This is a genomic window from Alteromonas sp. 14N.309.X.WAT.G.H12 (assembly GCF_036697315.1).
Lineage (GTDB): Bacteria > Pseudomonadota > Gammaproteobacteria > Enterobacterales > Alteromonadaceae > Alteromonas.
This window is the reverse complement of the sequence record NZ_JBAHZB010000012.1, coordinates 39,840-61,381: the sequence shown is the minus strand read 5'-3', so window position 1 is coordinate 61,381 and position 21,542 is coordinate 39,840. Positions and strand designations below refer to the sequence as shown.

The following is a 21,542-nucleotide window of genomic DNA, read 5'->3' as shown; positions in this document are numbered from 1 at the left end:
GCCCCTTCTTCTGCTGGAAGGGCAACGATGTTCAATATACCTTCGTCCACAAAAGCGTTTTCTTCATTGTCGGTATAGCATTGGGCTTCATTGTTCCCACCACCGTCACAATTCACTTCATACGTCCAGTAATTCTCATCGATAGCACCACCTTCAAACTCATCATGCCAAACCAGCTCCCAGCCGGAGGGTTGTGAGATGTCAATCCCATCCACATCCGTTGAGGTCTTTGCACTTTCCCCGCAACCAAACAGTGATGTAACCGATATCGCCGCCGCTATCCTCGTTATTTGAATAAAATTTTTCGTCATTGTAATTCGTCCTGAACCAATATTGTTGAGTGTCAGTCGTTACCGTAGATCCCACGGTCACAAATGTAAGCGCTTACAAATATAAGCCAAATAAAAGCCATCAAAATGAAAGCGCTTACATAAAATTAAGATAGAGTGACCAAAAAATCAACATTTGAATCATATTTAATAACAATAACTTTACAAACTGCAGGGGATTAATCTTCCATAACAAAAGATCACCTAGCTGATGCTGTTTTAACCAAATACTCCTCGACAGGCTGCGCCGGATTCTTTATATTGCGCGGCCACATCGCATAAACGCTGCGCTTTTTTTATTCTGCTTTTAACATTCGGGATTTTGTTTTGATTACCACTGCCAACATCACCATGCAATTTGGCTCGTCGCCACTGTTTGAAAATATTTCTGCCAAATTCGGAAACGGGAACCGCTACGGTTTAATTGGTGCAAATGGCTGCGGTAAATCCACCTTTATGAAAATTTTAAGCGGCAAGCTTACCCCGAGTGCCGGCAATGTTTCTGTTGCTCCCGGCACGAAACTGGGCATATTGAACCAGGATCAGTTTGCCTTTGAAGAGTATTCGGTTGTCGATGCGGTGATCATGGGCGATCAAGCCTTGTGGGAAGTCAAAAATGAACGGGATGCCATCTATAGCAAGCCGGATATGAGCGAAGAAGACGGCATGCGTGTGGCGGATCTTGAAACCCAGTTTGCGGAAATGGACGGTTATACCGCCGAAGCTAGAGCTGGCGATATTTTACTTGCTGCCGGCATCGATGAACATTATCACTTCGGATTAATGAAAGAAGTGGCACCGGGTAGAAAAGTGCGGGTACTCTTGGCCCAAGCCTTGTTTGCCAACCCCGATATTCTGTTACTGGATGAGCCCACCAACAACCTCGACATCTACACCATTAATTGGTTGGCAGAAGAGCTGAACAAGCGTAAATCCACCATGATCATTATTTCGCACGATCGCCACTTTTTAAATGCGGTTTGCACCCATATGGCCGATATTGATTACGGTGAGCTACGGATTTACCCCGGTAATTATGATGCCTTTGCCGAAGCCTCCGCCATGGCACAGCAACAATTGCATTTAGAAAATGCGAAAAAATCGGCAGAGATCGAAGAGCTGCAAAAATTTGTCGCCCGTTTCTCGGCTAATGCATCAAAAGCGAAACAAGCCACATCCAGAGCCAAACGCCTGGAAAAAATCGAGCTGACAGAAATCAAAGCCTCCAGCCGCCGTAAGCCTTATATTCTGTTTAAACAACACAAGAAACTACACAGGCTGGCTATTACGCTGGAAGGACTGGGTCATAGCTATCCTGACGTCCCTCTTTTCAACGACGGCAACTTACTGCTGGAAGCAGGCTCAAGACTGGCCATTATCGGTGAAAACGGTGCTGGTAAAACCACCTTATTAAAATGTTTAACCAACGAAATCCAGGCTAATGAAGGCACGGTAAAATGGGCCGAAAATGCCGCCGTTGGCTATGTTCCTCAGGACAGTTCTGCTGAATTTGCCAATGATCTCACCTTGTTTGAGTGGATGTCCCAATGGCGCGGGCCAAAACATGATGACTTACAAGTAAAAGCCATGTTAGGGCGTTTACTGTTCGGCTCTGACGATTTTAATAAAAAAGTATCGGTTTGTTCAGGTGGAGAAAAAAACCGCTTATTATTCGGTAAGCTCATGTTGCAAGACATCAATGTGATCATTATGGATGAACCCACAAATCACTTGGATATGGAATCCATTGAAGCGCTCAATATGGCACTGGAGAGTTTCGACGGTACCGTTGTGTTTGTCAGTCATGACCGCGAATTTGTCTCTACGCTGGCCACCCAGATCATCGAAATTAAAAACAACAAATTAAACGTTTTTGAAGGCACCTACGACGAATTTCTCGCCCATTGTGAAAGTGCCGCGTAGAATATGAAAGCCAAGGCTAAAGACAATTACTTAGTTGTCATATTAGCCCTGTGTGAACTAAGCTCTATGGCAAGTCTCGTTTAAGTAAGTGGTTATGCCAGAGTTGTCCCCCTGCCCCAAACAAATCGTCCCCATTCTGGCCGGCGGTGGCACCCGCTTACCCGCCCATATCGGTATTTTGCAAGCCCTTCAGGAACTCAATATTGAATGCCAACACATCGTGGGGGTGTCCGGAGGCTCGATTATTGCCGCCTTGTTTGCTAAAGGGGTTTCCCTGGATAAAATGAAATCCCTCGCCCTTGAAACGGACTTTCGCCAGTTTGCTGACTTTTCCTTGTGGCGTTTATTACGGGAAGGCGGACTGGCTTCAGGAGATCGTTTTGAAAAATGGCTTGATGATCTCCTCGAAGGGATCACCTTTGCAGCATTGCCCATTCAGCTGCATATTCTGGCAACGGACGTCAACGGCGGTGGGCCTGTGTTATTCGATAAAGAAAACACACCAGAGGTGAAAGTTTCCGCGGCGGTTCGGGCTTCTATGTCCATTCCCTTGGTGTTTGCCTCTCGCCCCTATGAAGACAAGCTTTTGGTGGATGGCGCGATTTTATCGGAAGATGCATTGTTCCGCGACTGGCAAGGTGACGGAACCCTCTCGGTGTGTTTCCGCTTACAAAGCAAACAAAAGAAAGAGTCGTTAACCCAGCAACGACGACGATTTGTGCTGCCCCTTTATCTGACCTTGCTGGCCCGTACCTTTATGTCTGCGTTGTCCCGAGAATACGTTCACGCTGAATTTTGGCAACGCACCATCCTGGTGGATACCGGTGAAGTTTCCGCGGTGGATTTCAACGCCGATACAACGGATAAACAAGGGTTATTTGATACCGGTTATCAAACAACCCTGCGTTTTTTACCTGCCAAACTCCATCGTCAGTTGCAACAAGAACACAATTAATTCCCAATTTCGGGCGGACAATGTACTTTTTTTCCTTTTTTTCTTTGTGCATACTTGACTCTGGAGTTTACTCTAGGGTTTAAAGTCTGCATCATGAAAAAAACGCAGTTATATAAAATAGGTGAATTGGCAAAACTTGCCGGCGTTAGCGTCGACACCATTCGCTTTTATGAAGAAAAGGGGCTCATCGCGCCTCACAGTCGATCCGCATCTGGGTACAGGTGGTTCTCTGAGCAAGAACTGGAAAAGTTACGTTTTATACAACGTACTAAGGCCGTAGGCTTTACCCTGAATGAGATCGCTGAGCTAATGGCCCTTAAACTTCACCCCGACGCCCATACCTGCGAAGAGGTCAAAAATGTCACCTTGGACAAAATTGATCAGGTATCAGCAAAAATCGCTGAACTGGATAAAATACGTCATTCGTTACAGCAGCTCGCCGTTGCTTGTGACGGCGGTGCCCATAGCTCTCAGCACTGTACTATCTTGCAACTCTTGAATTCGGATACCCCGCTATGACAGACATCACCCTTTTACTCGATAACTTTATAGGCTTGTTTATTGAGTCTGCGCCCTGGCTACTGATGGGATTACTGGTTGCCGGTATCATGCACGAGCTGGTACCTGTCTCCATGCTGCAAAAACACATGGGCGATAACAGCGTCGGCGCGATTATTAAGGCCGCGGTGATCGGCGCACCTTTGCCCCTATGCTCCTGTGGTGTCATTCCTGCCGCGCTGGGATTACGTCGAAGTGGGGCATCAAAACCCGCCACCGTCTCTTTTCTGGTATCAACACCCGAGACGGGGGTAGACTCGGTATCCGTGTCCTACGCATTGTTAGGCCCGTTATTTGCCATCATCAGACCCATTGCAGCCATTTTTAGTGCAATTTATACCGGACTGATGGTGAAGTTTTTTGCGGATCTCGATCAGCCTAAAGTACAACCCAAGGCAGCTGCCACAACCACCCAATGCGGTGAAAGCGCTCCAGCCAGCGCACCGAGCACATCATGCTGTGGTTCCAGCCCTAAGAAAGAAGCGGTAACACCCGTCTCCTGTTGTTCATCTAAAAAGGCTCCGGAAAAAACAGCCCAAACCTCGGGATGCTGCTCAAATACATCCACCGAAAAGGATGCGGACTCAAAAACGCCCTTTTTTGCTAAAATCGTCACCCTTTTTCAGTTTTCCACCGGTAAATTACTGCAAGATATTACCCTGTGGCTCCTTATCGGTTTGGCCCTTGCCGCTGTCATCCAGACCTGGGTACCGACGTCCTTTTTAACCCAATGGGGAGACGGTTTTATTGCCATGCTGGTGATGGCGTTAATTGGTGTGCCCATGTACATCTGCGCCACCGCATCCACGCCTCTGGCCGTGGGCTTTTTGTCCGCCGGTCTTTCACCCGGTGCCATCTTGGTCTTTATGCTGGCCGGTCCCGCCACCAATGTCTCCACCATGGGCATGATTGGCAAAGAATTAGGTAAGCGTTCGCTGGTGTTGTATGTATTTAGTATTACCACAGCCAGCATTGGGCTTGGCTACTTACTTAACTATGCTGTGGACGCCTTTTCCTTGTCCGCGTTTATCGCCCATCCCACTTCCGGGCATCATCACGGCGAAACCGTGGGGCATTTATATACTTTATGCGGTATTGTGCTGGCAGGATTGATCATAAAAAATATCTTACACACCCTGAGCAAAAGAACAGCAACGACTAAAAACACCGCCACGTCTTGCCACTAAAGGCGCGTTTGAAAAACCCGGGTTAAGCACCTCGCTGAATAAGGCGTCGTGCTTAACCATCAAGGTGATTCGTCTGCCTAGATTGCGTATTGTTTGTCTAACTCACTTAAGCCTAAGCCACTGCGCTTATTAACCCGTATCTGCACAGGGATCCGCTCTTTCATGGCTTCAATATGACTGATCACGCCGATCATTTTGCCCGATGCATTAAGGTTATCGAGAGCATCAAGGGCAATATCCAGCGTTTGGGCGTCCAAGGTGCCAAACCCTTCATCTAAGAACAAAGAATCAATACTGGTCTTGTGGCTAACCAAATCAGACAAGGCCAGTGCCAAGGCTAGACTTACCAGAAAACTCTCACCACCAGACAAGGTTTTGGTATCCCGCTCAATATCCCCCTGCCAGGTATCAATAACCCGAAGACTTAATCCCTCCCCCGCATGACGAGTAAGCCGATAACGGCCATGTAAGCGTTGTAACTGACGATTAGCCAGCACCACCAAATTATCCAGTGTTAGCCCTTGGGCAAATTTACGGAATTTATGACCATCCGCCGACCCAATAAGGCCATGCAGGGCGGCAATATCATCAAAGTGTGCTTCTTTTTCTGCTATTTCGGCTAATATCGACTGATATCTGCGGCGAAAATCATCATCTTGGCGCAAACTCGCTGACAACTTTCCCTTGTCTTCAAGCAGTGTATCTCGCTTTTGTTCAACCTCCGCTAAGGCGGCTTTAAGGGCCTCCACCTCAGTTTGCTGCCATTGTTCGGCCAAGGTACCGGTTTGCCATTGCTGTAATTGGGCTTTCGCCTTTTGTTGCAAAGCCATACTGTCGCTAACCGCTTTTTCCAAACGGGTTTTAAGGGCCGTGAGATTTTCCCGTTCGCTAGACGGCAGTAATGCCTTTAAAAAGGTCTCATCGTCATCAAACCCTTGCCCTTGTCTTTCTTGTTCCCATGTCTGGTTTATCTGCTTTTGTGTTTTTTGTAACTCGAGTAATGTCTGTTCAGCATTTTCCTTTTTGCTTTTCCCTTCAATGTACTTTTCGCTGCAAGCTGCGTAAACCTGCTGGGCGCTTTCCAATGCCTGCTTTTTCTCTTCCAAGGTGTCAGTTAACTTGGTGAGTGCTTCGGTGGTATCCACATCACCGAGTAGTGCACGCCGAGTATCCAGCGCCTTATTCATTGCTACCTTGCGCCCTGCTAACGCCTTCTCGTCTTCCCTTAATCCCGCCTGACTGCTGTTAAGGGTAGCTTCAATCCGTGCTTTATCTTCCGCTAGGTCACGGCGGATATCTTTTTGTTCTACCCACTGTTTGTGCTTGGTGTGCCAGGCTTCACTTTTTCTCTGTAGTGCATTGAGCCAAGAGACAAGATCGCTTTCAGGGATAGGTTGATTAATCTTTCGAGCTTCCTCGGCAAGCTGTTCTTTGATGGCATTAACGGCATCACCATGGTGATCTAACGCGGTTTGATTATGCTTAAGTTCGCTGGCAGTTTGTTTTATCTCGCTTTCTAGTTTACGTAGTGTATCGGAACGTTCGCTGCGTTGCTGATGCTGCTGTTCAAGGGCTTTGCTGGCTTGTTTAACCTCATTGGCCCCCTTACGTAATGCACTGCGATGGGCTTGTAGTGCGCCGCGCTGAGTTTCCAGCGTTCCATCGAAGGCCTCTAGCCCCTGACTATCATCAATACTGATGGCTAAACCCAGTTGGGTGATCACCTCTTGCCATTGGCATAGGGTACTTTCTTGCTCTTGATGAAGCTGGCCAAGGGCAAGTTGGTGTTGCTCAATACGCGCCCCTAATGTTTCCCACTGCCCAGCGGCGTCACGGCCCTGCTGTTCAGCCTGTTGTAATTTTTCTTCCATGGCCCGTTTGCGCGCCACCGTGTGTGGCACATCCACCGCCATAGAAGCAAGGGCAGGATGAGACGTGGCACCACATAATGGACACGCCTCGCCCTCACTCAAGGCTTCACGATAAGCCGCAAGTTGGCCTTCCTGATCGATAAGGCGAACCAGATCCTGCAGTGATTGATTGTATTGTCGCCATTGCTCACGCAGGGCATCCCGACGATTTTGCGCCTGTTGTCGTGCCTCTTCATCCTTGGCAAGATTGTCAGCGAGTCCTTTGGCTTTAATCTGTTGTTGCTGGTGTTGAGACTGAATCGATTTAGCTTTGGTCAGGGGTAAGAGCAGGTTTTCGATACGGTTAAGTTCCGATTCCACTGCCTGCTCATCTTGTATTTTTAACAGAGCGCTAAGGGCCTGTTCACATTGATCCCGCTTACCTTGGGCATTTTTCAATGCCGTATCTGCCCGCTCATACTCAGCATTGGCCACGTTAAGCGCGCTGTTTAAGGAATGATATTGTTGCTGGCCTGCGTTTATTTTCGCCTCTAAGGTTTGCAGTTCTGCCGTGTGCTGAACAAGGCTATTGACTTGCCCCCGCCACCCGCTTAATAAGGCCGATAAGGACTCATCATCGCTATGGGTTTGTAAATAATTAGCATGCTCGGCCAGACGCTGATCCACATCATCCAAACATTTTTGATTCTCCTGCAATGCTTGCTGATGCTGTTGATACGCCCGTTGTTTTTCATCAATGGTAGTCTGCGCCCGGTCGATTTCCTGCTTAAGACGGGCAATCTCCCTATCAAGGGGCACCACCTGCTGGTGAATCATCTGGATCTGGGGTTCGGCATTCGACTGATAGTCATTTAACTCATCACTGGCACGTTTTCTTTGCGCTTCTGCGTCCTGTACCTTTGTTTGGGCATGGTAAAAGTGCTGACGTTGTTGCTCTGTTTGCGCTTTTTTTTGCGCGTATTGATGCTCAATATCACCTTTTTGTTGCCAACGTGCCCTCAGTTGTTCGGCGGGTTCACCGCGCTGTAGACGTGTCAGTTCATCTTGGTGAGCAGCCATGGCCTCCTTAGCCTGCACAAGCTGCTCGTCGGCAAGCTGACAATCTTGTTGCCTTTGCCCTTGGGTATCAAAATAGTTAATCCCTTGCTGATACCTTGCAAGCTCCCTTCTTATCTCTTCGAGGGCGTTTTGGGTTTGTTCTAGGGTGCTTTGTACTTCCCCCCGTTGCTCATCGGTTAACATGTGAACATTCTCTTTGTTACCCCGAAGAAGCAGTAAGCGCTGCTCGGCCGCTTTGTATTCTTCGTGCACCCGTCTGGAAATATCGCCGTAGATTTCTGTCCCCGTTAGTTCTTCAAGTAATTCCGCTCTGTCATTTTCATTGGCGTTTAAAAAGGCGGCGAAATCCCCCTGAGACAACAACATGGATTTAGTAAAACGGGCGAAATTCAGCCCGGTAATGGCTTCAATTTCATCGGTTTTCTGCCGGATCTGCGAAGCCAGTACCTTGCCACTTTCACTTTCTGCTAATTCCACATGTGCCGGTTGCAGATTTCCATCGGCCTTACCTCGGGCACGACGCATACTCCAAAAAGCCCGGTAAGCCTTCCCTTTAACGGAAAAGGTCACTTCCGCCAAGCAATCTGCCGTTCCCCGGGTCATGATTTCATTGGCCGTACTTGAGATCTGGCCTAAACGGGGAGTTTGGTGATAAAGGGCCAGACAAATAGCGTCCAGCAAGGTGGTTTTTCCGGCACCGGTAGGCCCGGTAATAGCAAACAGGCCATTTTCACTAAAGGGAGATTGGGTAAAATCTATCTTCCATTCCCCTTTTAGTGCATTCAGATTTTTAAGACGTAACGAGAGGATCCTCATTCTCCCTCCGGCTCCTCATACAGGCTTTGCATAATTGTTTGAAAATTCGAACGCAGCCGCTCACGAAGGGCCTTATCCGTCTCTTCCGGCATCAAGGCTAAACGACGTTCAAACACGTCCTGGGGCGTAAGCTCTGCAAGCTGCTCCTCGTGTTGTTGCTGTAGGGTGGTATCTTTGTGGGCTTGCACCCGACGCAACTGCAGGATCTCCACCGGTTTGTTCTCGGCCATCTCTTGTATTCGCTGATGCAAATCGGGCAAATAACCTTGTGTGGTTACTTCAATACATAACCAAATGGCATCGTCAGTGTCACTGATTTGTGCCAATTGGGCTTCAATGTCAGTTAAATCACCAGTCATCACCGCCATAGCCTGAAAGCGTGGAATTTCCACTGCGCTTAGGGTGGGTTTTGTTCCATCAAAAGCCACTATCATCACCTGTTTGTTACTACCGAGCTCATCAAAACTTAACGGAATAGGCGAACCGCTATAACGGATATACTCGCTTTTCCCTACCCGTTGTGGTCGATGAATATGGCCTAGGGCAATATAATCGGCGGGCGGAAAATTATCCGCACTATAGCCATCAAGGGTACCGATATAGATTTCTCTGACACTGTCAGATTGGGTTACCCCTAAGGCGGTAAGGTGACCAGTCGCCACAATGGGAATGTCAGCGCCCCAAGCGCGCCGTTTTTTTTGCGCTTCTTCAAACACCGCCGCATAATGCTGCTTGATAGCCTCGCCAAGCAGGGCTTTTTTATCTTCGCCACTTTGTCCGGCTTCACTGTGGATGACATCCCGAGGACGAATAAAAGGAATGGCACAAATCAGGCCGATCACGGTACCGTCGGCCTGTTTGATCTCCACCACCTGTTCCGTCACATCCTCAGCACAGGATGCAATCACATGAGTATTCAAACATGATAGTAAAGACTTACTTTCATTCAGTACAGAGACTGAATCATGATTGCCGCCTAATACCACCAACGTACAAGCATGGCTCTGCAATTCCACCACAATCTGATTGTACAATTCACGGGCATAGCTTGGCGGCGTAGCGGTATCAAACACATCCCCGGCCACCACCACCACATCAATCTCATGTTGCTTTACCACCCCAAGTAGCCAGGTAAGAAACTGACGATGTTCGTGTCTACGATTTTGGGTAAAAAAGCTCTGACCAAGATGCCAGTCTGAGGTATGTAACAGTTTCATCCCACCCCTCATTATTAGTGCGTCGATGCATAGGGTGACGGACCCCCTTGGGCAATAAAGTCATCAATGCGTTTTTCAAGTACAGTTAAGGGCACAGAACCTAAATGCAAAATCGTGTCGTGGAAATGACGAATATCAAACTTATCGCCCAACGCCTTTTGAGCACGCTCGCGACAAGACAAGATGGTCATCTCACCTAGGTAATAAGACAATGCTTGTCCTGGCCACGCGATATAACGGTCAACCTCGGTGGCAATTTCATGAATCGACAAGGCGGTATTGTCCTGCATATATTGCTGCGCCTGCTTGCGTGTCCATCCCTTGGCATGAATGCCTGTGTCCACCACCAATAGCGCGGCTCGCCACATTTGGTAACTCAACATACCAAAGATTTCATACGGGGTATGGTAAAGGCCCATCTCTTCGCCGAGTTTTTCGGTATACAGTGCCCAGCCCTCACCGAAGGCCGACACATAGGACTCCCGACGAAACGCTGGGATCTCCTCATTTTCCAAGGACAGTGGCATTTGAAAGGCGTGACCAGGCGCCGACTCGTGCAGGGTTAACGCCGGTAACGAATAGAGAGGGCGAGAGGGAAGATCATAGGTATTCAGCAAATAGATCCCCGGACCACCGCGGCCGGCGGTATAAAAAGGCGCAATATCATCGGGTACAGGTTCAATGGCAAAACGCGCTCGCGGTAAACGGCCAAACCAATCCGCCGCAACCCCATCAAACTCTTTGGCTATCCAGGCCGCTCTGTCGAGCAAGTCCTGGGGCGTATCCACATAAAACTGGGGGTCGGTACGCAAAAAATGCAAAAAGGCATGGAGGTCACCGTCAAAGCCCACCTCATCCATAACCTGATACATGCGCTCCCGTATGGTCGCTACTTCCTTTAAACCGATTTGATGAATTTTCTCAGCACTGTAATCCAGCGTGGTGTATTTTCGAATTTGCGACTCGTAATAAGCTTTGCCATTGGGCAAATCGATGGCAGCGATGGAGGGCTGTGCATTGGGGATATAGTCATTGACGAGAAAGGTCAATAATTTTTGGTGGGCAGGGATCACATCGTGATTAATCACATTGCGGGCCTGTTCCAACAGTCTTTGGCGCTCCTGGGCGGAAAATCGTTTAGGAAGGCGAGTAAAGGGCGCAAAATACACATTGTCATCCCCCTTGGCCTGCACCACCGACTCAACGGATTTTTCTCGCCCAACCAATGAAATTTTAGGCAGCGTAAACTGACGCGCCAAACCTTGTTCCATGTTCACAATTTGCTGATCAAAATACCGCGGCATATCTTTTAGCCAGGCCAGGTAGTTCTCAAATTCCTGTTTACGGGTAAAGGTTTTTTTCGATAGGTAAGTCAGATCGCTCCAAAACGCGGTATCGCCAATTAAAGGTTTTTCATAGGTGCGAAATTTCTGCTCTGCGATGAGGTTTTCAATTTGTGCCCGATATACCGCATAATTTGTTTGATTCTCTGCCGACAAAGCCGCTACGGGAATGGTATTAAGATCTTGTAATACCTGTTGCCACATGTGTAAACGCTCCTCTTGCACTTTTTTACTCACATCCGGCAAGGCACGAGGTACGCTTCGTACATCAGTGTTCTCATCGATGCTCAGGGTGTGTTTACGCCACGCCCATTCATCGCTGTAGATGGCAGTGAATTTGTCATCCACATCTAATGATCTTTGGCGCGTAGGATCTTGGGCGCCATAGGCAGAATATGTCGCTGTGATAACCGAAAGCGTGAAAAACAAGATGCCTATTCGTTTAATATTATCTTGCACTGTTTACCTCTTTGATTTTGTTCTTGTTTAAAGCAAGGTGTCTTTTGATTGGGCCTCACCGCCCTGATATTATTGTTATCCTGCACTGTTACCGTGCGCGACTCAGGTATAAAGGTCACCGAGAATACGCCGTAAAGGCAATATCGAACAACGGCTTATTTAGCCATTTTTCATGTCGCTATTTCAGGTTACACTATATCAGATGAGCTACGTAGTCCCTAAACAGCGGTATCAAACACTGCTGGAAATTAAAAAAAGTAAATTCTATGCCTGCGCGGGATGTGTGGAAACCCGTGACGAGGCCATGACCATGCTGGCTGAGTTAAAGGCCCAATATCCCGATGCCCGTCATCATTGCTGGGCCTATTTATTAGGTAACCCGGCGACGCCTGTCACTATGGCCATGTCTGATGACGGCGAGCCATCAGGCACCGCAGGAAAACCCATACTCAATGTGTTGCAGCATAAAAATGTGGGCAATATCATGATGGTGGTAACCCGCTATTTTGGTGGTATCAAACTGGGTGCTGGCGGCTTAGTACGCGCCTATTCAGGGGCTGCCCAACAAACCATGGCCACATTACCCGTATTACAACGGGTGTCTCTTAGTACCTTTACGGTGGAAACGAGTTTTGCCAATGAACAATTTATCCGTCATTGGGTAGACTCTGTTGAAGGCTGTGTACATAACTGCGATTATGGAGAAACCGTCAAACTCAGCATTGGCATCCCAGACACTGCCACCCCATCACTGATGGCCTATGCAGGAAGTTTACATCTAACCGTAAAAGCTGGAGAAAATACACAATGAGGAACTATACTGATATTGTGTTTTCTTAGCTTAGAGACCCTGAAAAACTATTTGTGGGTAAAAACAGCGGAGTTTTTTATTGCCAATGATTAATAAGCATCCTGGGGCAACACGCGCTTATTCTATTATCGAAGAATGGTTAAACAGTGTAAGTCATGGTATTGGATGTATTGCTGCCATCGTCGGGTTGATTTTTCTACTGCTGCGCGCTGAACATCCAGTGGCAGAGATCGCTGCAGCAATCTATGGCGCCACCCTTATCCTGATGTTCTTAAGCTCCACCTTGTACCATGCAATATCAGCGCAAAAAACCAAAAAAATACTTAAGCTTTTTGATCATAGCGCCATCTATTTGCTCATTGCCGGTACCTACACGCCCTTATTGTTGGTCACCATTGGCGGTGTGCTTGGCATAACCTTAACGGCAATCATTTGGCTACTTGCCTTGGGTGGTGTCACCTTTAAGTTAGTCGCCCAACATCGTTTCCCAAAGATTTCTGTCGCCACCTATTTGTTAATGGGCTGGATTGCCCTAGGTCTTATCTATCCACTCTATCTGGCCTTACCGGGAACAGGCTTGGGGCTTATTTTGGCTGGTGGATTGTGTTTTAGTATTGGCGTGTTCTTTTATATGGCCAAATCCAAACGCTTCACCCATGTCATCTGGCATTTGTTTGTACTTGGTGGCTGTAGTTGCCATTTTTTCACCATTTATTACTTTGTGGTTTAAGTGCAAAAGGCAGGCAGCTAACCCCCACCCATCGGCACAGCGTTTAGGGGCATGGCATGGGTGTTAACCGGTTACTCAACAGCGCTATCGCATCGGTCTACTGGCAGATTTCGCGGGCTCACCATGGCTTTTTCAGTCTTGTGTACCGGCACGTCCACTTTGCCACTGGCCACCACTTCACCGGCTTGCCATAACTTCCACTCTCCCCGTTCATAAACATCCCAGGTTTCATCATGGGTAAGGGGTTCGGTGGCAATAATACTCACCACGTCTTTTGGGGTGGTTTCCGCGGCAAAATCAATTTCCACTTCAATATCTTTTAAACACGCAGGACCAAAGGGCGCTCGACGGGTGATACTGGCCATTTTTGTACTACAGAAACTAAACAACCAGTCGCCATTGCTGAGTAAGCAATTAAACACGCCTTGGCGAGCGTATTCTTGGGACAATGCCACCAAGTTTGCAGCCAATTGCTCAGGCATGGCATCTCGGGGAAGATTCTGACGTATTTGATTCATCAAATCACAGAAGAGTTCTTCGCTATCGGTATCGCCAATGGCCTCATAAATCCCTGTACGCCGGGTGAAACCCGGTATTTGACCATTGTGGGCAAACACCCAACAACGTCCCCATAGTTCCCGGGTAAAAGGGTGGGTGTTCGACAAGCTGATATGGCCCACATTGGCCTGGCGGATATGACAGATGGCGGTTTTACTTTTAATGGGTAAATTGGAAACAAATTGTGCGATTTGTGACGTAGCACATGGCTCCGGATCATGAAACAAGCGTACGCCTTTACCTTCATAAAAAGCCACACCCCAACCATCTTTATGAGGGCCAGTTTCTCCTCCTCTACGGGTTAGCCCCGTAAAGCTAAAGCAAAGATCCGTTGGCGTATTGGCACTCATACCAAGCAGTTCACACACACGCAGCTCCTGTTCATTACTACCTTCTCGGAGCATAGCCAACCTAACCAGGGGATTCAATGTCAAAGAGCCGTTAAACGGGACATTTTTCACATTGTTAAATGCAAAAAAAGCGCTTTATTGCCCACATTGGTTTATATTAACCATTGCACACCCACTCATGTTCTGCCGTCGGCTTGCTCCTCAATATTCATTATCGCACTACGACTGGCAGTCCGATCTTTACGACTAATATCATATGCTAAGCCGTTGTCGGTGAGCGAATTACGGTATGATTACCGGTGTTTTTTAACGAATGCAAAAGAGATGTTACGTGACTGAGCAAACTCATCCTGTTTATAAATCGAAAATAATCACACGGCTACTGAAAAAAATGCCACCCGAGGTAGCCGAGTCGTTAAGCGAAGAACAACTCATTGCCCTTAACAAAGCCCTTGGGGGACGAAGCTGGGCTCGACATAAAATTGATATGCGAGGGACCATCAGCATATGGCGCTCACGTTTTTATTTTGTTGTTCTTGCTGGCCGAGATCGCCGTGAACTTACTCGCTTGGAAGAGCACATCAGCAAGGCAACCACGGCATTAATACTGGCCCTTTTTGTTACCTTCAGTACCTTATTTGGTTTACTGGTGCTCTATCTTATTAAATCCGCGTTGGGGATTAATATTTTCGAGCATTTCTCGTTGGGGATCTGGACGTGGTTTAAAGCCAATATTCTTAACTAAACAAACAGATCTCGGTGGTGCGGTGGTTATGCTACCGCCAATGTAACCTCTCAGTGCCCACTTACTGGGTTTCTACGCCCACGATATGACCCGGATTATGAATAAACAGCTTATCAGCCTCATCCTTTGACGCATACCGACTGACGATATTATAGGCTTCTCCCATGTCATTGGGACGGCGTTTTATATCATGGGTATCTGACGCCACAAAATCAATTTGATGATCTTTTAACATACTCATTGCCAGGCGCTGGACATTATCACCAAACCGTCCGGTAAATGCGCCGGCCGTTACTTGTAATAAGCAGCCTTGATTGCGTAACCACTGAATTTTATCCGGACGTTTCCAAACATCTCGGTTTCTTTCTGGATGGGGAATAAGCGGTTGAATTCCTGCATTCAACAACCAGCGAAACAATTGTTCTAAGCCAGCAGGCATGTTGCTGTGGGGCATTTCTAACAGCAGCACTTTTTTATTTCTAAACTCACCGATAAAAGGCAGTTTTTGCTGTTTAAACCAGATGGGGACCATTTCGTTGACCCGTACTTCCCCAGCCCATGACAACGCAAGCGGGATCTTCGCCTCGGTCACAGCCGATTGTAAATCATTAAAACCTTGCTCAATAATCTCTAAGGTATTGTCAAAGGTGCCCCAGTGTATATGGGGAGTACACACCAGATGTTTGACGCCAACATCAACGGCCTGTTGCGCCATTTCAAGAGCCATATCCATACTACGAGCACCGTCGTCGATTCCCGGAATAATATGACTGTGTATATCTATCACAATAGCTCCTCGTAATTATTTGTTGTGGTTATTGTAACCCTATTATCCAGAGAAACCACCAACCATTGGTATATTGCCGTTCCCATCACCAACGCTATAAATTATCGCAGTGTTGACACCGGAAGCAGCGGCGAAATAAGCTCCCCAATACGGCGAAACAGTCGCATACGGGTAGTGCCTGAACGCCAAACCAGGCCGATTTCCCGAAAAGCATTGGCCTCTGCTGGCAATGCTTTTAAATCAGTGTTTTTAATGATGTCCTGATTTAGTGCCAACTCAGGTATAAACGTATAGCCTAACTTGCTGTTAGCTAACTTCACCAGCGTATACAAGCTGCTGGCCGCCAGACTGCTGACCTGATCTCGATGCTGTAAGTTACAGGCACTAACGGCATGACCGGTCATGCAGTGCTCTTGTTGCAATAGGAAAATACTTTTGTTGGGCAATGTAGAAATATCAAAGGGATCGGGCAGCGAATCAATTAAGCTTTCATGGGCCACAAGATGGAAGGGATCATGGCCAAGTACCATCTGTTTGCAGCCCGGCGTCTGCATTGGCAACGCAAGGATCAACAGATCTAACTGACCATCGGTGAGTTCCTGCAATAAATTTTGCGTGGTATCTTCTTGCAATTCCAAGGAAATATCAGGCAAAAAGGTATTAAAACTCCCAATCATGCCTTCAAATAAAAAGGGGGCAATGGTGGGAATAACGCCCAGTTTTAATTTTCCTTTTTCCCAGTTTCCGGCATTTTGAGCGAACTCAACCAATTCCCCCGCTTCTTGCAAAATCACCTTACTGCGTTCCACTATTTCTAGGCCCAAGGAAGTAAACACAAAGGTTTTATGTTCCCTTTCCAATAACTGGCTGCCGAAGTGCTCTTCTAGATTCTGAATAGCAGTACTTAGTGTCGATTGGCTCACATTACAACGCTGTGCCGCTCGGTGAAAATGTTGTTCCTGATACAAGGTTACCAAGTAATACAGATGTTTAAGGTTTGGCCATTTCATAATTAATTATCAGATTAGAAATTATGTTTTTAATCTAGCATCATGATTAAAAAAATACAAACCCCACCGTGTCATTAAAGTTTCATCAATTGCGCGTGATGCTAACAGGAAGTCAGCTTATACTGTCGCTATGACATTCGCATTGCTTAGGTAAACCCGTATGAAAGGACATTTTAAAAATATTCTGTGTGTGTTGCACGATACTCATGAGCAAGAAGCGCTAGTAGCGCAGGCGATGCATATTGCTAAAAAACATCAAGCAAAATTAACTGTATTACTGGTCCTTGATGAGTTACCTCCAAATGCCAATATGATTATGCAGTCATTTGAATATTTGGAGTCTCAATCGAGCCTTTCCCAAACGGCACAGTCGTGGATGGACAAAAAAGTAGCCCAATGGGCCGAGCAATATCCGGTAACTGGCGAAATTGCGATAGGTCACTTGTATCTTGAAGTGATACATCTTGTGGTGTCAAAGCACTATGATTTAGTGGTGAAATTTACCGAAAATCAATTGACCATGAGCATTACCGGTGCTGAAGACAGAAACCTATTACGTAAATGCCCCTGTCCGGTGTGGATCCTTCATCGCAATCAACCACGCCAGTACAAGCAAGTGGTAGCCGCGATTGACATTAATTACCACTATCCCCAGCACGAGGTACAGATACGTAAGCAATTGGCGCTGGATATATTAAGTTATGCGTCGCGCATTGCCCTGCTTGAATATGCCCAGCTGCATATCGTGCATGTTTTTGATGCGGTACCTGAAAATATTTTGCGTCATGGTTTTATCAGCGTCAATGAACATGCATTGCAACAAGACCTGCGCGCGATCAAAAGCGAACGGGAAACCGAATTAGATCGCCTGCTGGGGATCCTGCGCCTTGAGTTAGATGACAAAGCCTATGAATATTTAACCCCCCAATGCCATCTGGTTCACGGATACCCGAGAAAAATGATTGCCGAGGCAGCATCGTCCTGTGGTGCCGATATCATTGTATTGGGTACCTTATCCCGCTTAGGTGTGCCCGGCTATATTATGGGGGGGACCGCTGAAGAAACCATCGAGCAGCTAGAGTGCGCAGTGGTAGGTTTAAAGCCCGAGGGGTTTGTAACCCCAGTTCGATTGCCCGACGACGGCCACTAAGCATAAAAACACGGGACAAAAAAGCCGGCATGAATGCCGGCTTTTTTCGATTTACCCACTACAAGTTATTCCACACCGAACCAGGCCTTCAAACTAAAGAAGCACAGGATGGCCAATATAGCGCCGGCAGGTAAAGTGATGATCCATGACACCACGATATTGCGCACAATGCCTAAGTTAAGCGCAGAAACACCCCGCGCCATACCGACCCCAAGCACGGCTCCCACCAAGGTTTGTGTGGTAGAGATAGGTAGTCCGGTACCTGATGCAATGACCACGGTACAGGCTGCGGCAAGCTCTGCGGCAAAGCCTCTACTTGGCGTTAAGTGGGTGATACCCTGGCCAATAGTCTTAATAACTCGGTGACCAAACAAGGCTAAGCCGGCAACGATACCCAGCCCACCTAAGGGTAAGATCCAAGGCGCTAACTTCGCACTGGCGTTAATTTCGCCCCCTGAGGTCACCACACTCACCACCGCCGCCAACGGACCAATGGCATTAGCCACATCGTTGGAACCATGGGCAAAGGCCATACAACAGGCCGTAACAACCATTAGCATGGCAAAAACTTTTTCTATATTTGCGCTTTGGATATCAGGGCTTGCATCTTCAGAGAATTTCATACGACCAATGGCATAACGGCCTATGACAGCAAGTAATACGGCAATGGCAATGGCTAGGAGGTAGCCATTAATGGCCGATAACTCGAGGCCCACATGTTTTAGCCCCTTTTTAATAGTAACCAACGACATCACAAACCCTGCCACCCCCATGTAATAGGGCACATAACGTTTGGCATTTTTAAACGGAGTCGCAGTGTCGAATATAAGCTTATGGGCACTGATGAAGATAAGGTAGGAAATAATACCAGCAATGGCCGGTGTGATAATCCAACTGCCAACAATACCGCCAACTTTACCCCACTCCACGGCATCCATGCTGACACCGGTAGCAGTAAAGCCAATAATCGAGCCGATAATGGAATGAGTAGTGGATACCGGCCACCCTAACCAGGACGCTAAACCAAGCCATATTCCTGCCGCAAACAGCGAGGCTATCATACCGAGAACGAGATAATCCGGCCGTGCGATAAAGAAAGTGGGGTCGATGATCCCTTTTCGTATTGTACTGGTTACTTCACCACCGGCAAGATAGGCACCGGCGAACTCAAATATCATCGCGATAATAATCGCTTGTTTAATGGTCAGGGCCTTCGAGCCAACGGATGTTCCCATCGCATTAGCCACATCGTTAGCACCAATCCCCCACGCCATCACAAAGCCCACTACCGCGGCCAAAATGATCAGCGTCATACCATAACTTTGCAGAAGTTCCACAGGTTTTGCTCCTGGATTATTCGCAGATTAAGCTAGAAAACGCCATCTGGCGCGAAGAAATTACAATATCTTTTTCGCAGTCGCACATTACCGCCACCACTAATAATTGACTTTTATGCATAGATTGTTTTTTAAACGTTTCCAATTTAGCTGCGGCGCATAATAACGTATGTAAAAGCATTGCCATAGTGGAAATTTGCGATTCACCATAATTCGTTATATTTCTCTGAAATTTCGTTCATTTTAGCGACAAATGTTTCAATATTATGACAATCTAGGGGCTAAATTAGCTGGTCTAACTTGGTTTGCATGTTTTCCAGTGGGGAGTGTCGCATATCCTTTCCGCGAGCAAGGTACACCACATATTCACAAATATTCTTGCACCGATCGCCAATTCGTTCTAATGAGCGTAACGACCATAATAGTTCCAACCAGTCTTGCATATCTTCGGTGTTTTTTTGCATTTCTTTGGCCGTAAATGTCAGCAATTTTTTATAATCCGCATCAATAACATTATCTTGTTGATACACATCTAAGGCCGCATTTTCATCTTGTCTGGCTAAGGCATCAAAAGTGCCTCTCATCATCTGCACCACATTTTCGCCAATTTGCAACATACTGCTTTTAATTATTTCAGACGACGGCAATTTATTTTTAGTGACTAAGCGGGCAATACGTTCAACTTCATCCCCCATCCGTTCAATATCAGTAATGGCTTTTGACACCGTCATCACCAAACGCAAATCTGACGCAGTAGGATGGCGCTTGGCAATAATGCGCAAACACTCTTCATCAATTTGCATTTCCATGGCATTCACTTTTAAATCGTTGAGGATCACCTTTTCTGCTAATCCCGCGTGGTTCAAGCGTATTGCTTTAAGGGTTTCCACCAGTTGCAACTCCACTTCCCCGCCCATGGTCAAGACCGAATTGCGCAGGTTTTCCAGTTCAATATTAAACTTACCGGATATATGGGTATTTAACGCGAGCTGTCTTGGCATGATGATCTCCCTAACCGTAGCGACCGGTTATATAATCTTCGGTTTGCTTAAATTCTGGCATGGTAAACAGGGTGTCGCTGTCTGCATACTCAATAAGCTGTCCTTGGTGCAAAAACGCCGTGTAATCTGAGACTCTGGCTGCCTGCTGCATATTATGGGTAACTATAACGATGGTACAGCGCTTTTTTAATCCCGCCATTAACTCTTCAATAAACAGAGTGGTTAGGGGATCTAATGCGGAGGTCGGTTCATCCAACAACAAAATATCCGGTTTTAACGCCAGTGCCCGGGCTATCACCAAACGCTGTTGCTGTCCGCCCGACAAGATGCGGGCAGAATCAAACAAGCGATCTTTTACCTCATCCCATAACGCCGCTTCTGTCAGCGCTTGTTCCACGGCGTCATCTAAGTAACGTCGTACCTTAACGCCCTTTAATCGAAGCCCATAACTGACATTATCGTAAATACTCATAGGAAACGGATTCGGACGCTGGAAAACCATCCCCACCTGGGTACGCAACTGGGATACATCCTCCCGTTTATCGTTAATATTGCGACCATGGATAAATATTTTTCCACTGTACTGACAATCCGGCACCAAATCGTTCATACGATTAAAACTGTTAATTAATGTGGACTTCCCGCAACCACTTTGGCCGATTAACGCAGTAATACGCTGCTTTGGTATGCGCAAACTAATATCCTGCAATACCGGTTTGTTGCCAAATTGCAGACTTAACGCCTCAACACTAATGGCAGTTTCTTCATCACCTAGATTATGTACATCCAGGGTTTCATGCTCAAAAAGCTTTAACATATGCAGACTCAATTAACCAAATATCGATTGCGCAAACGGGCCCGTAGTATGACAGCCAAAATATTAAGCGTCATCACAACCAGTAACAATAATAGGCAGATGGCAAACATCATGGACGCGCCCTTCGCATCGGTTTGACTATGAAATGCCCCATCGTAAATAAGCACGCCTAGGTGCATGAATTGACGGTCGAGATGCAAATAAGGAAAGTCGCCATCAACCGGCAGGTTGGGCGCGAATTTTACTGCCCCCACTAACATAAGCGGGGCCACTTCCCCTGCGGCACGGGCAATGGCCAAAATAATGCCCGTCATAATACCCGGTGACGCCATGGGAAGCACAATACGAAGTACGGTTTCGGCTTTCGTTGCACCTAGCGCATAGCTGCTTGCCCGCAGTCCGCTAGGTACCCGCCGTAACCCTTCTTCGGTGGCCACGATCACCACAGGTAGAGTGAGCATGGCCATGGTTAATGCTGTCCAAAATAAACCGGGCGTGCCCATGGTAGGTGAAGGCAGCGCCTCTGAAA

At 47.2% G+C, this 21,542-nt stretch carries 19 protein-coding genes; 8 read left to right on the top strand and 11 right to left on the bottom strand.

From position 1 onward, the window contains the following. On the bottom strand, positions 1–311 hold a 311-nt coding region (locus V5298_RS06360), incomplete at its 3' end, for a glycoside hydrolase family 16 protein (RefSeq protein WP_422653126.1). A gap of 345 nt (positions 312–656) precedes the next feature. Here V5298_RS06360 and V5298_RS06355 point away from each other — a divergent pair. The 4 genes from V5298_RS06355 to V5298_RS06340 all read left to right on the top strand — a co-directional run bounded on the left by V5298_RS06355 (position 657) and on the right by V5298_RS06340 (position 4,952). After that, entirely contained in the window at positions 657–2,252 is a 1,596-nt protein-coding gene (locus tag V5298_RS06355; RefSeq protein WP_332930633.1) for an ABC-F family ATPase, read from the top strand. A 94-nt stretch (positions 2,253–2,346) separates the two neighbouring features. Further along, on the top strand, positions 2,347–3,207 hold the full coding sequence (locus V5298_RS06350) for a patatin-like phospholipase family protein (protein ID WP_332930632.1): 861 nt from the start codon (positions 2,347–2,349) through the stop codon (positions 3,205–3,207). Between the two features lie 93 nt (positions 3,208–3,300). Then, positions 3,301–3,726, top strand: coding sequence for a Zn(2+)-responsive transcriptional regulator (gene zntR, locus V5298_RS06345; protein ID WP_332930631.1), 426 nt, complete (start codon positions 3,301–3,303; stop codon positions 3,724–3,726). Further along, positions 3,723–4,952: an SO_0444 family Cu/Zn efflux transporter gene (locus V5298_RS06340; RefSeq protein WP_332930630.1), complete on the top strand. Its 1,230-nt coding sequence runs from the start codon at positions 3,723–3,725 to the stop codon at positions 4,950–4,952. Before zntR ends, V5298_RS06340 begins: the two co-directional genes overlap by 4 nt. A 77-nt stretch (positions 4,953–5,029) precedes the next feature. On the opposite strand, the gene V5298_RS06335 is transcribed toward V5298_RS06340, so the two are convergent. Genes V5298_RS06335 through V5298_RS06325 form a run of 3 tightly spaced genes read right to left on the bottom strand, consistent with a single transcriptional unit; the run spans position 5,030 to position 11,717 of the window. Next, positions 5,030–8,698, bottom strand: coding sequence for an AAA family ATPase (locus V5298_RS06335; RefSeq protein WP_332930629.1), 3,669 nt, complete (start codon positions 8,696–8,698; stop codon positions 5,030–5,032). Beyond that, the gene (gene sbcD, locus V5298_RS06330) at positions 8,695–9,915 is read right to left on the bottom strand and encodes an exonuclease subunit SbcD (RefSeq protein ID WP_332930628.1); all 1,221 of its coding nucleotides are present in this window, start codon (positions 9,913–9,915) and stop codon (positions 8,695–8,697) included. Before sbcD ends, V5298_RS06335 begins: the two co-directional genes overlap by 4 nt. 14 nt (positions 9,916–9,929) lie before the next feature. After that, complete coding sequence (locus tag V5298_RS06325; RefSeq protein ID WP_332930627.1) at positions 9,930–11,717, bottom strand: DUF885 domain-containing protein; 1,788 nt, start codon at positions 11,715–11,717, stop codon at positions 9,930–9,932. Between the two features lie 202 nt (positions 11,718–11,919). Between V5298_RS06325 and V5298_RS06320 the strand changes: the two genes are divergently transcribed. Beyond that, entirely contained in the window at positions 11,920–12,528 is a 609-nt protein-coding gene (locus V5298_RS06320; protein ID WP_332930626.1) for a YigZ family protein, read from the top strand. Between the two features lie 85 nt (positions 12,529–12,613). After that, entirely contained in the window at positions 12,614–13,258 is a 645-nt protein-coding gene (gene trhA, locus V5298_RS06315) for a PAQR family membrane homeostasis protein TrhA (protein WP_332930625.1), read from the top strand. Between the two features lie 71 nt (positions 13,259–13,329). Here trhA and V5298_RS06310 read toward each other — a convergent pair whose 3' ends face one another. Then, on the bottom strand, positions 13,330–14,184 hold the full coding sequence (locus tag V5298_RS06310) for a class II glutamine amidotransferase (protein WP_332930634.1): 855 nt from the start codon (positions 14,182–14,184) through the stop codon (positions 13,330–13,332). Between the two features lie 313 nt (positions 14,185–14,497). Here V5298_RS06310 and V5298_RS06305 point away from each other — a divergent pair, with 313 nt between their 5' ends. Continuing rightward, positions 14,498–14,911 (top strand): 3-phosphoshikimate 1-carboxyvinyltransferase, encoded by a 414-nt coding sequence (locus tag V5298_RS06305; RefSeq protein ID WP_332930624.1) that lies wholly within the window; start codon positions 14,498–14,500, stop codon positions 14,909–14,911. A gap of 61 nt (positions 14,912–14,972) precedes the next feature. Here V5298_RS06305 and V5298_RS06300 read toward each other — a convergent pair whose 3' ends face one another. Then, entirely contained in the window at positions 14,973–15,698 is a 726-nt protein-coding gene (locus tag V5298_RS06300; protein ID WP_332930623.1) for a tyrosine-protein phosphatase, read from the bottom strand. Positions 15,699–15,799: 101 nt separating this feature from the next. Continuing rightward, positions 15,800–16,708 carry a hydrogen peroxide-inducible genes activator gene (locus tag V5298_RS06295; RefSeq protein ID WP_332930622.1) on the bottom strand — a complete coding sequence of 303 codons (909 nt, stop codon included), beginning with the start codon at positions 16,706–16,708 and terminating at the stop codon, positions 15,800–15,802. 160 nt (positions 16,709–16,868) lie between these two features. Between V5298_RS06295 and V5298_RS06290 the strand changes: the two genes are divergently transcribed. Continuing rightward, positions 16,869–17,858: a universal stress protein gene (locus V5298_RS06290; protein WP_332930621.1), complete on the top strand. Its 990-nt coding sequence runs from the start codon at positions 16,869–16,871 to the stop codon at positions 17,856–17,858. A gap of 65 nt (positions 17,859–17,923) precedes the next feature. Here the strand turns inward: V5298_RS06290 and V5298_RS06285 are convergent, their stop codons facing one another. The 4 genes from V5298_RS06285 to V5298_RS06270 form a co-directional block, all read right to left on the bottom strand. After that, a complete protein-coding gene (locus V5298_RS06285) occupies positions 17,924–19,195 on the bottom strand; it encodes an inorganic phosphate transporter (protein WP_332930620.1) in 1,272 nt (423 codons plus the stop codon). Positions 19,196–19,476: 281 nt separating this feature from the next. Further along, positions 19,477–20,196, bottom strand: coding sequence for a phosphate signaling complex protein PhoU (gene phoU / locus V5298_RS06280; RefSeq protein WP_332930619.1), 720 nt, complete (start codon positions 20,194–20,196; stop codon positions 19,477–19,479). Between the two features lie 10 nt (positions 20,197–20,206). Then, on the bottom strand, positions 20,207–21,013 hold the full coding sequence (gene pstB / locus V5298_RS06275) for a phosphate ABC transporter ATP-binding protein PstB (RefSeq protein ID WP_332930618.1): 807 nt from the start codon (positions 21,011–21,013) through the stop codon (positions 20,207–20,209). Between the two features lie 8 nt (positions 21,014–21,021). Continuing rightward, on the bottom strand, positions 21,022–21,542 hold a 521-nt coding region (locus V5298_RS06270; RefSeq protein ID WP_332930617.1), incomplete at its 5' end, for a PstA family ABC transporter permease.

Coding starts and splice junctions, on each gene's coding strand:
- phoU (WP_332930619.1), bottom strand. CDS start 20,196: ATGCCAAGACAGCTCGCGTTAAATACCCATATATCCGGTAAGTTTAAT.
- pstB (WP_332930618.1), bottom strand. CDS start 21,013: ATGTTAAAGCTTTTTGAGCATGAAACCCTGGATGTACATAATCTAGGT.
- V5298_RS06295 (WP_332930622.1), bottom strand. CDS start 16,708: ATGAAATGGCCAAACCTTAAACATCTGTATTACTTGGTAACCTTGTAT.
- V5298_RS06350 (WP_332930632.1), top strand. CDS start 2,347: ATGCCAGAGTTGTCCCCCTGCCCCAAACAAATCGTCCCCATTCTGGCC.
- V5298_RS06340 (WP_332930630.1), top strand. CDS start 3,723: ATGACAGACATCACCCTTTTACTCGATAACTTTATAGGCTTGTTTATT.
- V5298_RS06290 (WP_332930621.1), top strand. CDS start 16,869: ATGAAAGGACATTTTAAAAATATTCTGTGTGTGTTGCACGATACTCAT.
- zntR (WP_332930631.1), top strand. CDS start 3,301: ATGAAAAAAACGCAGTTATATAAAATAGGTGAATTGGCAAAACTTGCC.
- V5298_RS06320 (WP_332930626.1), top strand. CDS start 11,920: ATGAGCTACGTAGTCCCTAAACAGCGGTATCAAACACTGCTGGAAATT.
- V5298_RS06335 (WP_332930629.1), bottom strand. CDS start 8,698: ATGAGGATCCTCTCGTTACGTCTTAAAAATCTGAATGCACTAAAAGGG.
- sbcD (WP_332930628.1), bottom strand. CDS start 9,915: ATGAAACTGTTACATACCTCAGACTGGCATCTTGGTCAGAGCTTTTTT.
- trhA (WP_332930625.1), top strand. CDS start 12,614: ATGATTAATAAGCATCCTGGGGCAACACGCGCTTATTCTATTATCGAA.